Raw genomic sequence first — 14,813 nt, forward strand, 5'->3', positions numbered from 1 at the left:
TGGGCCAGATGTTCAAATTATGAAGACTTTTTTTATAATATTTAAATTGAATTTTATTTTGCATCAAATTTTTGTAACATGTTAAGATTATGTTATGTATATAATTATATAAAGGAGGTGATTATGAGTGAAAAAATTTAATAATAGTTTTGTGCGGATATTTTTAGCTTTTTCATTTTGTTTATTAGCGTTTGTTTCAGTTTCATTAGTTGCTAAAGCAGATACTAACGATTTAACTAATAGTAACAGTCAAGTTGTTAGTTCTAATAGTAACCTCAACAAGGAATCAAAAAATAATTCTCCAGATGTTGATTCAAATCAAGAAAATAGTGAAGCTAATTCCAGTGGAAATTCAATGAATTCATCTACTTCAAATTCTGATCGTCCTAATATTAGTAATAATACAAATAACGAAAATTCTAATCAGTCAAATATTATTGATACTAATAAGAATGATAATAATAGTAATAATTCTTCAAAAGTAACATCAAATAGCCAGAATAATTCAACTAATAATGTTGTAACGGTTGGAGATGATGCTAGTTATCCTGATTCAGATTATTATCAAAAATATAAAGCTGATTTTGAATATCAATTAACTGATATTAATAATAAGCCCCAACTTCAATATAAAACTAGCGATCACATGCGTGTCCACGTTAAGTTTAGTATCCCAGATGAACAGGTTAATAATATTAGTGCAGGCAAAACAATTACGTTGACATTGCCAAAAGCATTATCAATTGATTCAGGGAATTTTGAAATTAAAGATAGAAATGATTCTACGAGATCCATTGCAAATGTTTCTGTTAATAAAATTACTGGTGAAATGAAGCTTACTTTTACCAATTATTTTGATGGAAATTTATCTGATTTTAATGCTGATTTTAATGTGGTTGTCCATTGGGCAGATCCTTACGATAAGGTGAAACAAAATACAGTTGTTCCAATTAAATGGGACAACGGGAAAAACATTAGCCCTACCGTAGTGCCAGCTAATCCAAAACCAGCTCCAAATCCAAAACCGAATCCAAATGTTCCAGCAACGATTGGGTTTAAGTGGGGAATTATCAATGATACTGACCATACCATTATGTGGGGAGTAGGAATTAATAAGCAAAAGTTGGCTAATATTAATCTTAAATATGTTGATAATATAGGTCCTAATCAAACTTTATTGCCCAATACCATTCATTATGATGCAACTAGAAATATTTCAGATATCAATAGTATTGGAGTTGATCCTACCGTCACGCCAAACTCTAATGATCAAATTATTGATGAGGGTGGAGCAAAGCAACAGCTTTCTGCATTAATGACCCCAGCTAATATTACTAACATTACTAATAATTCATTTGAAATGGACTTTAGTAATTTGAGTGATTATGTTTACTTAACTTATAATACTAGAATTGACGATGATTATGCTTCAATTTTTTATAATAATGGTGGAAATGTATATTGGAATAGTCCTCAATATCCAAATAATCAATACCAATATCTGTATGGAATGGTTAGTATCTTTGATGGGGATGGTTCTGGTGGTGGTAATAAAATTAAGATTGACATCAGTGGTCGAAAATATTGGGAAGATAATAATAATGTTGCCCAACGACCTGCTTCAGTAAAAATAGGAATATATGCTAATGGTCATTTGGTATATACTCAGGATGTCACTGCTGCTACTAATTGGACGTACACATTTCTTCATATGATAAAGGATTATAGTCCTGGACATGCAATTCAATATTCAGTTCAAGAAGTCGATTATCCAACTTCACCAGTTAATAATGCATATTGGCAAGTTGATAGTTATGATAAACAAAATAATACTTATAACGTTACTAACTATTACAATACTGCTCCCCCAAAAATTACCATCCAAGGGACTAAGATTTGGAAGGATAATAATAATGCTGCTAATGAGCGTCCAGGTAGTATAACGGTTGATTTATTAGCAAACGGAAATATTGTCCAAAGTCAACAAGTTTCAGCTGCGAACAATTGGAATTTTAAATTTACTAATTTAGATCAAAAAGATTCATCTGATGAAACAATTAAGTACAGTGTAAAAGAAGACCAGGTCCCAACGGATTATGAGGAAAGTATTGATAATGGAAATATTGTTAATACTTATATTGGAACTACACCCAATCCAACACCGGAACCGAGTCCAGAACCAACGCCTAATCCTGCACCCTTTCCATATCCAGGACCAACGCCGGTTCCCAATGTAATTCCAGCTCCAGCTCCAACTCCTGTTCCTGGATCTAATGTTTATCCAACACCAAATAATCATCATAATAAATCCGGACTAGCTAATATTTGGGTAAATGAGCCTTCAAATAAATGGGCTAATGATCAAATAAATCAAAATAAATATCCGATTAAACCATCGAATAGTGAAAGCCCACAGACATCAAATAATAATGCTAATCCTAATTTTACTGATGATAACAACAATCATCAATTACCACAAACTGGTGAAAGAATTAATATTTGGACAATTATTTTAGGAGTATTAATGTTATTTGTAACGTTAATTATTCTTGTTTTGAAATTCAAAAAATTGATTATAAATGAATAATTTAATAGGATATCACTTTAAGAATGTAAATTTAAGAAGTGATATCCTATTTTTTATGGATTATTACTAGGGATAGATAAAGGCCTCATAGAAAAAAATTTTAATAACATAAGATGGAAGATAGGAAAGGGAGGATAATAAAACAATAATCTAAAGTTATTTAAACCGTAATATTAAATTACCAAGTTAAAAATTGATAGTATTACCATTCATAGCATATGATTGTCTATATACATATAATTATTTACATAATAAATAAAAACGATTTAAATTACTAACCATATTAATATTGACACAATGGTCAACTTGGAATTTAGTGCTGACTTTTTGGCAGCTTTTGTTATTTAATTAAGAATAAATATTTAACGCTGTTTTATTGTAGCGTATATTCAATCTTATAATAGGGGAGGGTGAAAAACGATTTTTAATAAATTGAACTAATGAATAGGGGGGTCAAACTTATCAACTTTTTTCTTAGTTGCTAGTTTAAATTATTTATACCTTATATAGGTAATCTGTAAAGTAATGAACAAATTATTATATAATTGTATTTAATGTTATCCGTAAAATTAAAATTTGTCTGAAACGCCTATTTATCAGTATTTATTTAACGATATTTATTGTATTTTTTACTAGTTATGCTATAATAGTAATAGATAAAAAAGGATAATTTATTATTGAAGGGAATGATTACTAATGGAAAACTTAAATAAAACTTTTTGGAAATGGGTTTTAACTTTTTCTTTAGTATTCATTTCTGTTTTTAAGTCATTATCTTTATTCAAGAATTATACTTTAGATAATGATTGTGTTATTGAACAAATTTTTAGCACAGTTAAGAATCGGTTTAATATTGCTAAAAATAATTTAAATTGTTTTTATGATCCACCTAGTGTTAAAAAATTTAAATTAATTAATTGCTATAAAATTAATTATTATTGAAGATTATTAAAAGGTAATCTTATGTCGCATTGGCTCATTTCTTATGATTCAATTTTTAATGTAAAATTTTATTTTGATTTGATCTTAAGATTCAATAAATTAAATTAATCTATAATTGTGAATGCAACTTTTATCAAGTGCCTTTTAAAAGGGTGAAGAGAAGGCTCGTTGATGATTAAGTGCTGCCATCAATTTTTGATTAACAATTAAGTTGATATTAGAGAATTTATATATTTAACTTTTTGTAGTTCCATAATTATTTAAGCAAATTAATTTAACATCATTTAAGTTGGGCCAATATTAGCCTTTATTTAAGTACGCTTAAAATATTACAATTATACATAGTTTCATATAAAAAGAGATTAACTTTTTGCTTAGCTAATCTCTATTTGACGTATTTACACATAGTAAAACTGATTGGTTGTATTACAGAAATTATTAAGTGTTTTTATGCACTTTTGTTACTTGTTTTCTGTATTTTAATCTGATTGTATGTTAGAATAAGAACATAGGATAAAAGGATAATTTATAAAGAAAAGAGATGATTACTAATGAAAAAAAATAATAGAACTTTCTGGAAATGGGTTTTAACTTTTTCTTTAGTATTCATTTCTTTACTTTCACTGTCAAAAATTGCAAATGCTGATTCAAATAATGATACGAGTGTTAATAGGGTGGAAAACACTAGTGATCATCAAGTTAATAATCAAAATGATGCTGATAATGCTAGTTCTGATTCATTTAGTGATAATGATGGTGAAAATATAAATTATCAAAGTTATAATTACGAGCAGAGTTCAGGTAACAATAATGAATATTCTGTTTCAGGGCAAAGTAATAGTGATTGTCAAATTAATAGTGATGATCACGATTTGAATTACTCTCAAACGTCTAATCATAACAATTCTGACTCTGTAAATAGTAATAATGACGAAAATTATCAAAACACAAGTGTAACTGATGTTAGTTTAAATTCTAATAGTAGTTCTATAAATAGGAATAATATTCCTAAAAGAGCACAAACAGATAGTGTTAAGAGCTATTCAACTGTCTCAGGTAGTAGGGCTAAAATTGATTACTCCCTTACTGATTTGAAGAATAAGTCTCTATATACGTATAAAAGTAATAGCAATGTACGTATTAATGTGAAGATTAATGTTCCTAACACTCGATTAAATAAGAGCAGTAGTGGAAATAACAGTGTTTCATTGACACTTCCTCCTGCTTTAGTAGTTGACTCATCTAATTTTTCTATTAAGGATCCTAATGCTGCTAACAAAGTAGTTGCTGATGTTAATGTTTCAAAAAATAGAAGAGTTATAGTTGATTTTAAAAATTATTTCATCAGGAATTACCCAGATTTAAGTGCTGATTTTAATTTAATTGCACGCTGGGCGAACTCTTATTTAAGTGTGTCCAAAAATACGCCAATTTCTATTAAATGGGATAATGGCACAATAACTAATGCTGTAATTTCACCTAAAATAACGCAAGGCAACAATGTAAATTCTAGTTTTGATAGTCAGAGTCCATCTAATGCTAAAAACAACCTTGATAGCCACTATATAGGCGTTAATAATAAAGCTAATTATGCTATAAAAAATGAGGTCGGGTCAGATTCATTTACGAATTCCAACCTCTATTTGAAGTACTCTGATAGAAATGAGGAGCGGAATAAGAAGGTCGCTTCTAGTCGATTTAAAGATATCTCAAATAATGCTAAAATTACTCATTTGAAAAAAGAAAATATAGCAAAGTCTAGTAAGTATAATAAGAATAAATCCTCAAATAGTAATAAAAATAACACTAATCGTCATATAATCGTTGAATATGGCAATGTTTTTGCTAATAATAATGGGTTTCAACTCTTTAATTCTAAGTTTTCAAATAATCAGTTTAATAATTTAAATCAAAACGGTGTTAAAACAGATGCTGTAGCTATACCAACTAACTATTTATCAAAAAATTATAGTTATGATATGGTTCTAAATGCTTATAGTTTGATTGAATCTACTTCTAAATTACCACCTAATGCAGGATTAGATTCGATTGTTGATCCAAATCCACATGGTCCGAGTCCACCGCCGCCGATTAATGAATTTAAATCCTTAGCTAATAACATTTCCAGAAACATTTCCAAGGCTTAAGTGTAATTTCACCTATTAAATCGCTTCTTTTTAACTTAGGATCGTAAATAATCTATGCTTTCATAGCATAAAATAATTAAGTTATTTAGAGTTGTGTGTTTATTATTGCATTTAACGACTTTTAGTTAAGAATACTCAAATTGTATTTAAAAAATTAGTAAATTATCTTTTAAATTTAAATTATCCTTTAAATTTATCCTTTAAATTATCCTAAAATTGGCAATTAATGCCAACTATAATTTATTATCCTTTTTTTCGACATTCTTTTGAATGCTTGTTTAAGTGTGCCTTATTTTATTACACATCCTAAATAAAATAGAGTCACTTAACAAAAAAGAGCACCTTAATCAAATTGATTAAGGTGCTCTTTTTACATATTAAGTTAATTATTTTTAATGGTATTGATGTTCAATTTCATATACTAATTCTGGATCGTCACCATTTCGCTTATTCTTGTTAAGGTCATTAATCATTTTCATTTCTTCTTCATTCAATGAAAAATCGTAAATGTTAGCATTAGCCTTAATTCGATCAGGATTCTTAGATTTTGGAATGACCGCAACTCCTCGTTGAAGATGCCACCGTAAAATTATTTGTGCAGGTTGTTTGCTATGGGCATCAGCAATTTTTTTAATAATTGGATCATTTAAAGTACTGCCCCGACCTAGTGGACTCCATGCTTGAGTTAGAATTCCTAGTTCATTGTCAACATTGATCATTGGTTCTTGTGAAAGATATGGATGATTCTCTATTTGGTTCACAACTGGCATTTCATGAGCTTGCGTTTTAAGTAAGTCTAAATGTGTTTGATGATAGTTACTTACACCAATTGATTTAATTTTTCCAGCTTTTTTCGCATCTTCAAGAGCATGCCAGGTATTAAAAAATTGAGAATGAATTGGCCAATGGATCAAGAATAAATCTAGATAATCCGTTTGAATTTTTGCAAGTGACTCATCAATTGCTCTCAATGTTGAATCATAACCTTGCTTTGTTTCAGGGACCTTACTAGTGATAAATACTTTTTCTCTTGGAATTGATAATTTTTTTAAAGTGTTACCTAATAAATCTTCATTTTCATATAGTTGAGCAGAATCAAATAAACGATAACCATCTTCATATGCGGCTTTTATTGCGGCATCCATTTCATCTTGAGTGTTAAGTTTATAGGTTCCAAATCCTTCCATAGGTATTTTGTTGCCATCGCGTAATTCAATTGTATCTTTGATGGAATTTACCATTAGACATACCTTCTTTTTATTTAGGATACTTATATGATAATATTATGTACTAATTGATAGCAAGTTTTTTACACGATGATAAAATGAAATAAAGATTTTATAAATGAGGTGTACAAATTGAAAATCAATCAACGAATTGTTGATTTAAAAAACGGTTTAGATGACCAACAAGTTTTATTTCAAAGAAATGCTGGATTAATTAATCGGACTAGGAATCGGATTACACCTAGTGCTTGGAAGATTATCCAAAATAATACATTTACATTATTTAACTTAATTAATATTGTTTTAGCATTCTTTGTTTTTGAAACTGGTAGTTATCGAAATATGCTGTTTTTGGTAATTGCAGTAGCGAATACCGTGATTGGGACATTTCAAGAATTACGTTCTAAAAGAAAGATTGATCAATTAGCGTTACTTTCACAAGGACAGCCTCATGTAGTTCGTAATGGTAAAGTAACGCCAATTAAAATTGAAGACATTGTTCAGGGAGATCTTTTATCTTTGCGGTTAGGAGATCAAGTTCCAGTTGATGGAGAAGTAATTTCAACTCATGATTTAGAAGTTGATGAATCTCAGATTACTGGAGAAATGACTTCTATTCACAAGAAAAATGGTGATAATATCACTTCAGGAAGTAATATTATCAGTGGGAATGCAACCATTTTAGCTACTAAAGTCGGTAATGAATCATTTGTGAACAGAATTAGTCAAGAAGCTCAAGGAGTTAAAGACCGAAATGGAGCAATGCTGAACGCCATAAATCGAATTATTAAGATCTTAACTTTTATTATCATTCCATTAGGAATTGTTTTATTTACTTCGCGAGTTTTACATGGGAGTAGTGTTAATAAGGCAGTATTAGGAACGACTGCAGCAATGATTGGAATGATTCCAGAAGGATTAGTTCTTTTGTCTTCAGTTACGATGGCTGTTTCAGCAATGAAATTAACTCGAAAGCGAGTTTTAGTACGAAATTTACCTGCTATTGAAACTCTTGCTCGGGTTGATACTTTGTGTTTGGATAAAACTGGAACGTTAACTAGTGGTAAATTATCTGTAAAACGGTTAATTAATTCTAGTTCTTGGTCTGATGAACAATTAAAAGCAATGATTGGTAAAGTGGTTGCAACAATCGGTGATGATAATGCAACAGCGATTGCTTTAAAACAAGCCTTCCCGGGGGCAGCAGTTAAAGATGCTCCAATAATGAGTTTTTCATCTGAAAGAAAATGGAGTGGTGTAACCATAAATAATCACAATTATATTTTGGGAGCACCTACTTTTGTAATGTCTCAAATCGATGCAAAAGTAAAACAAGTGATTGATAATTATGCTGATCAAGGTTATCGGGTCTTGGCTATTGCTGAAAATGATGGTCTATTAAAGCAACCGCTTAAAAATGTTAGTCTATTAGGATTAGTGTTGATTAAAGATCAAATTCGGCCAAATGCTGAACGAACATTGTCATATTTAAAACAACAAGGAATTACGATCAATGTGATTTCTGGTGATGATCCACGGACCGTTAGTCAAATTGCTAAAACGGTTAAAATCGATGGTGCTGATAAATTAATTGACTTATCAAAGGTAAAGAATCCAAATTATAAAAAGTTGATTCTTAATTATCACGTGTTTGGACGAGTAACTCCGCAACAAAAAGAAGCTTTAATGAAAGCTTATCAAGACTTGAATCACGTTGTTGCAATGACTGGGGATGGAGTTAATGATCTCTTGGCCTTGAAACAAGCTGATTGTGGAATTGCGATGGCCGCTGGAAATGATAGTACACAAAGTGTAGCTAATTTTGTATTAATTGATTCTGATTTTGATGCAATGATTCCAGTCTTAAAAGAAGGCCGAAGGGTTATTAATAACATTAGTAGTGTTTCATCGTTATACTTGATTAAGACGATGTATTCATTATTTCTAAGTTTATTATTTATTTTTGCCCATCGTGATTATCCATTTCAACCAATTCAATTAACGCCAATTAGTACTTTTATGATTGGAATTCCATCATTTATTTTAGCGTTCGAACCTAATTTTGAACGGGTGGTTGATCAATTCTCATTAAAAATTAGACGAATCGCACTACCTGCAGCAATATGTATTGTTAGTTATGTGATTATGATTACACTGATTGGGCATTTTATGATTCTTAAATTTGCTAATACGTCAACTTTGAATGTACTAGCAACTGGAATTATTTGTTGGTTAGCATTATTAGAGGTTAATCAACCCATGAATCGTTTTAAAAGAATTGTAACTTATTTAACTGGAGCAGGGTTCTTAGTTTTGTTCTTTGCTTTCGGGCCAGTCTTTTTATTGGCTTCAATTTGGCATATGCCGATTTTAATCATTGCCATCTTAATCGTTGTTTCGGCATTTCCATTTTTTAAATTAGTTAAAAAAATTGTGATTCAAGTTATGCGTTTGTTTCAAATCAAATTTAAAAAGAAAAACAGCAAAATTTAATTTGCTGAATTAATTCAAGGAGAATTCAAAAAATGGAACCACAGTTCAATCAAGTTGCACCATTTGTAAAAGAACAATTAAAAGCTGATCATACTGGTCATAATTTTGATCATATTGAAAGGGTTGCCAATTTAACACAACGAATCATTGTTGATATTCCTGAGGCTGATGCTTTAGTTGCAATGACAGCTGCTTATATGCACGATGTTATTGATGAAAAGGTCGTTGATAATGTTGAAACTCAACGAACGATCGTCAAACAACATTTATTTGACTGGCACTATTCAGCTGAACAAATTGATGCAATTTTTGATATCATTGATCACATGTCATTTAGTAAAAATTTAAAGCACCATTATCAGTTATCATTAGCAGGTCAAATCGTTCAAGATGCTGATAGACTCGATGCAATTGGAGCAATTGGAATTGCGAGGGCCTTTTATTATGGTGGCCATTTTGGTGAAAAAATGTATGATCCAAACCTCAAGCCTCGTAAACAAATGGATCATGATCAATATCGTAACCAACCTAGTACGGTTGTAAATCATTTCTATGAAAAATTGCTTAAGTTAAAGGATCAGATGAACACTGTAGCAGCAAAAGACATCGCTGAAGAACGTCAAGCAATGATGCTTCGTTTTCTTGAAGAATTTAAAAATGAATGGACAGCTGGTTAATGATCAAAAAAGATTCTTAATCCTAAATTAGTTAATATTGAAGTAAAGAGAGAAAACAGCAGAATTAAAAAAATTGGAAAAGCTAAATGGTTAATTCTAAAAAATAGACTGTTATAATTCATTAACCAACTTAATCCAGCGATAATTAAGATTAAAAGTGTGATAGTTAAGATAGCTCCACTTTTGGTGTTTTCCAAATCAGCTCGACTTAAATCAAAACCACCAATATTAATGTTAGTGATTAGGAAAATAAGTACACATGCATGCCACCAGTTAATTGGTGGCATTTTTAATATTTGATGTTTCATTAACATCATTGTTAGTGTGTTTGTTAATCCGGGAGTTAGCCAATTCGTTAACATAGTGATCACTAAACTACACCCACCAATTGGGGCAATTCCAATAAAAAAATTACCTACTTTTTGATAGATACTTTTAGGATTGAACGAGTGATTAACATATCCCATTGTCATATCAGTTGGAGGATGCGGAAGTTTAATAAGGCGGAATTTATCGATATGATGACCAAAGATAATAGCGACTATTAAGTGGCTGAATTCGTGAATAATGATGCCAATTCCACCAAATAGAACTTGGCTAAAGGTACCACCATGATTTGCTAGTATCTTCTTACTATTATGATTGATTAACCTCAACAAGAAAACAAAAAGAGCGAAGCCGCCACCGACTTCGCCGATAATATACAAAATATTATGAATGAAAATTGGTAAATAATTATCTGGCATAATTAATTGTTGTCAGTTGCAATATCTACAAATTCAGCATTAACAAGATTCTTTAAGTCTTCAGCATTCAATTCTACTGAACGGCCAATTTGACCAGAAGATACAATAATCTCACCCTGTTTTTGAGCGGTTTTATCAATATAAATGGGAAATTCTAACTTTTCCCAAATCCCAATGGGGGTATTAGCACCGTGTTCATAACCTGTCGTTTTTTCTAGTTCTTTAAGTGGTAACATATCAACACGTTTATTTCCAGAACATTTAGCCAGAGCCTTTTCGTCTAAATGCATGTCGATTGGAACAACCCCGACAACCGGACCGGTTTCTTTTCCAGTTAGGACCAATGTTTTATAAACCCGATGTTCATCAACATCGTCATGGTCAATGTCCATTTGAGCAACGTCGTTTTTCATATGGGTTGGAAAAACGTGTTGTTTATAATTTATCTTAGCTTTATCGAGCATTTTTTCGACCAAAGTTTTTTTGATTTTGTTTTTATTTTTCTTAGACATATTGTTCACCTCGTAATTATTCTATCATAATTCTGTTATACTATTGGTTGTATCTTATATCGAGGATTTGAAAGATTGATGAGGGAATAATATGGCAGAATTAGTTTATAATCGTGTGATGAAAGATTTAAAAACGCGAATTAAAGCACAAGAATTTCCCAATAAGCGCCTTCCTGATGAACGCAGTCTTAGCGAGTATTACCAGGTCAGTCGAAGCTCGATCAAACGGGCATTAACAGTTTTAGCTGATCAAGGGATTATTTTTAAAAAACGGGGAGCCGGAAATTTTGTTAATCCACTGTATCTAAAATCACAAACGATTTTTCATTATGATGGATCTAATTTAGGAATTACTGATAGTATGAAGAGTGGGGGAAAAACGCCCACAATTAAATTGTTAGAATTCAAAGTCATTGCAGCTCCTAGGGATGTTCAACAGGATTTATTTTTAAAACCAGGTGACTTTGTTTATAAGATTAAACGACTTCGTTCCTTTGGAGAACAACCATTTATGATTGAGACTGGCTATATTCCAATTTCAATTGCTCCAGAATTAACTGATAAAATCGTTTCTAGTTCGATTTTTAATTATTTGGAAGATGAAATGGGGCAAAAGGTGACTCGTTCATTCATGTCGATCATGGCAGAACCATCTAATCAAATCGATCAAGAACTTCTTCAATTAAAACCGAATGAACCAGTGGGCTTAATGACTGGAATTTTCTTCTTAGATAATGGAACCCCATTTGAAGTTTCTGATATGCGATTACATTATAAATATTTAAAATATAATACTTTTGTTCAAATTTAATTTTTAATTTAAAAATTAGTTAAATCAGGTAGACGATGCCTTTAAATGGGTAGATAATAGCACTTGTATCGGATGAAAAATAAAGCGTTTTCATAAATTGGAACGTATCAATTTAGAAAATGATTGACTTTTCATTTAAATCCGTTATCATATAGTTTGTAAATTGAATTGGTAGCGATTTCATAATCGTTATTAATTGTTGATTATTTTGAATTTAGATTTCTTAAAAAGGAGTGTCAATTAATGGCAGAAGATTTTGATTCCAAGAAATACTTGGAAGAAGTAGATAAGTTCTGGCGTGCTGCTAACTATTTATCAGTAGGTCAATTATATTTACGCGATAATCCATTATTAAACCGTCCACTTAAGGCAACCGATGTTAAGGTTCACCCAATTGGACACTGGGGTACTATTGTTTCCCAAAACTTTATTTATGCACATTTAAACCGTGCTATTAAGAAGTACGATTTAAACATGTTCTACATCGAAGGTTCCGGTCACGGTGGTCAAGTTATGGTTTCTAACTCATATCTTGATGGTAGTTACTCTGAAATCTACCCTAACATTTCTCAAGATGAAAAGGGTCTTCAAAAATTATTCAAGCAATTCTCATTCCCAGGTGGAGTTGCTTCACATGCTGCTCCTGAAACTCCAGGTTCAATTCATGAAGGTGGAGAATTAGGTTACTCATTATCACATGGTACTGGTGCTATTTTAGATAACCCTGATGTTATCGCAGCAGTAGAAATTGGTGATGGTGAATTAGAAACAGGTCCATTAGCTGCATCATGGTTCTCTGACAAGTTCATTAACCCTGTTACTGATGGTGCTGTTTTACCTATCATTAACTTAAATGGTTTCAAGATTTCTAACCCAACTATCATGGCTCGTATGTCAGACCAAGAAATCACTGATTACTTCAAGGGTATGGGCTGGAAGCCTTACTTTGTTGAAAATGGTGACAACTTTGATGACCATATGACTTACCATGAAAAGATGGCTAAGACTATGGACGAAGTTATTACAGACATCAAGGACATTCAAAAGAAGGCCCGCGATACTGAAACTCCTGACACTGCTAAGGAACCTGTATGGCCATTAATTGTTCTTAGAACTCCTAAGGGCTGGACTGGTCCTAAGAAGGATCTTGATGGTAACCCTATCGAAAACTCCTTCCGTGCTCACCAAATTCCACTACCTATTTCTTCAGAAGATATGACTCATTCAGACTTATTAGTTAACTGGATGGAATCATACAAGCCATCAGACTTCTTAAACGAAGATGGTACTATTAAAGAAGAAGTTCGCGACATGGCACCTAAGGGTGACCAACGTATGGCTATGAACCCTATCACTAATGGTGGTATCAAGCCTGAACCATTGAAGTTACCAGACTGGCGTGATTACGCTGTTGATGTTAAAGATAATGAACATGGTGATATCACTGGTCAAGATATGATTATTTGGTCCAAGTGGTTAGGTGACGTTGTTACTATGAACCCTAAGAACTTCCGTACTTTCGGTCCTGATGAATCAATGTCCAACCGTCTTTACGGTGTGTTCGACAAGACTAACCGTCAATGGATGGAAGAAATCATGACTCCAAATGATGACCACATGGCTCACCATGGTCAAATGATTGATTCTCAATTATCTGAACACCAAGCTGAAGGTTGGTTAGAAGGTTATACTTTAACTGGTCGTCATGGATTCTTCGCTACTTACGAAGCATTTGGTCGTGTTGTTGACTCAATGTTAACTCAATACTTCAAGTGGTTACGTAAAGCTGCTGAACAACCATGGAGAAACAAGTATCCAGCACTTAACTTTGTTGATACTTCAAGTGCTTTCCAACAAGACCACAATGGTTACACTCACCAAGACCCAGGTATGCTTACTCACTTAGCTGAAAAGAAACCTGAATTCATCCGTCAATACTTACCAGCTGATGCTAATACTTTATTAGCTGTTGGTAACATTGCATTCCAAGATGAAGAAGTTATTAACCACTTGGTTACTTCCAAGCACCCACGTCCACAATGGTTCACTGTTGACGAAGCTGATCGTTTAGCTAAACATGGTTTAGGTTACATCGATTGGGCATCAACTGACCAAGGTGCAGAACCTGACGTTGTCTTCGCTGCTGCTGGTAGTGAACCAACTTGGGAAGCTATCGCTGCAATTTCATTATTACACGATGAATTCCCAGAAATGAAGATTCGTTTCATCAACGTTGTTGATATTATGAAGCTTCAATCACCTAAGTACAACCCTCGTGGTATCAGTGATAAAGAATTTGATCAATTATTTACTACTGACAAGCCAGTTGTATTCGCATACCATGGTTTCGAAGACTTAATCAAGAGTTACTTCTTCGATCGTCATAACCACAACTTATACATGCATGGTTACCGTGAAAACGGTGATATCACAACTCCATTTGACATGCGTGTTGTTAACCAACTCGATCGTTTCGACTTGGCTAAAGAAGCTGTTTCTGATATGCCAGAATACGCTACTAAGGGTCAATACTTCATCCAACGTATGAATGACATGATTGAAAAACACAATCACTACATCCGTACTGAAGGTACTGACTTACCAGAAGTTAAAGACTGGAAGTTCAAACCATTAAAATAATTTAATCTGTAAAGATTGAATTTAAAACTAAA

Annotated in this window: 9 protein-coding genes; 6 read left to right on the forward strand and 3 right to left on the reverse strand. The window is 32.1% G+C overall.

Annotated features, from left to right (window positions below; translation table 11 throughout):
- Positions 1-127 precede the first annotated feature (127 nt).
- Together AC3B6G_RS03720 and AC3B6G_RS03725 are read left to right on the forward strand one after the other, a co-directional pair.
- Positions 128-2,587 (forward strand): Cna B-type domain-containing protein, encoded by a 2,460-nt coding sequence (locus AC3B6G_RS03720; protein WP_489849075.1) that lies wholly within the window; start codon positions 128-130, stop codon positions 2,585-2,587.
- Positions 2,588-4,080: 1,493 nt separating this feature from the next.
- Positions 4,081-5,676, forward strand: a complete 1,596-nt coding sequence (locus AC3B6G_RS03725) for a hypothetical protein (protein ID WP_489849076.1) — start codon at positions 4,081-4,083, stop codon at positions 5,674-5,676.
- A gap of 392 nt (positions 5,677-6,068) precedes the next feature.
- On the opposite strand, the gene AC3B6G_RS03730 is transcribed toward AC3B6G_RS03725, so the two are convergent.
- Positions 6,069-6,917: an aldo/keto reductase gene (locus AC3B6G_RS03730; protein WP_489849077.1), complete on the reverse strand. Its 849-nt coding sequence runs from the start codon at positions 6,915-6,917 to the stop codon at positions 6,069-6,071.
- Between the two features lie 108 nt (positions 6,918-7,025).
- Between AC3B6G_RS03730 and AC3B6G_RS03735 the strand changes: the two genes are divergently transcribed.
- Complete coding sequence (locus AC3B6G_RS03735) at positions 7,026-9,395, forward strand: HAD-IC family P-type ATPase (protein WP_489849078.1); 2,370 nt, start codon at positions 7,026-7,028, stop codon at positions 9,393-9,395.
- A gap of 32 nt (positions 9,396-9,427) precedes the next feature.
- On the forward strand, positions 9,428-10,072 hold the full coding sequence (locus tag AC3B6G_RS03740) for an HD domain-containing protein (RefSeq protein ID WP_489849079.1): 645 nt from the start codon (positions 9,428-9,430) through the stop codon (positions 10,070-10,072).
- On the opposite strand, the gene AC3B6G_RS03745 is transcribed toward AC3B6G_RS03740, so the two are convergent.
- On the reverse strand, positions 10,069-10,818 hold the full coding sequence (locus tag AC3B6G_RS03745) for a hypothetical protein (RefSeq protein WP_489849080.1): 750 nt from the start codon (positions 10,816-10,818) through the stop codon (positions 10,069-10,071). The genes AC3B6G_RS03740 and AC3B6G_RS03745 overlap by 4 nt on opposite strands.
- Before the next feature lie 2 nt (positions 10,819-10,820).
- On the reverse strand, positions 10,821-11,330 hold the full coding sequence (ybaK, locus tag AC3B6G_RS03750; RefSeq protein ID WP_489849081.1) for a Cys-tRNA(Pro) deacylase: 510 nt from the start codon (positions 11,328-11,330) through the stop codon (positions 10,821-10,823).
- Positions 11,331-11,421: 91 nt separating this feature from the next.
- Here ybaK and AC3B6G_RS03755 point away from each other — a divergent pair, with 91 nt between their 5' ends.
- Complete coding sequence (locus tag AC3B6G_RS03755; RefSeq protein WP_489849082.1) at positions 11,422-12,141, forward strand: GntR family transcriptional regulator; 720 nt, start codon at positions 11,422-11,424, stop codon at positions 12,139-12,141.
- A 243-nt stretch (positions 12,142-12,384) separates the two neighbouring features.
- Entirely contained in the window at positions 12,385-14,781 is a 2,397-nt protein-coding gene (locus AC3B6G_RS03760) for a phosphoketolase family protein (RefSeq protein WP_489849083.1), read from the forward strand.
- Positions 14,782-14,813 lie beyond the last annotated feature (32 nt).

This window comes from Nicoliella sp. ESL1149 (assembly GCF_058107265.1).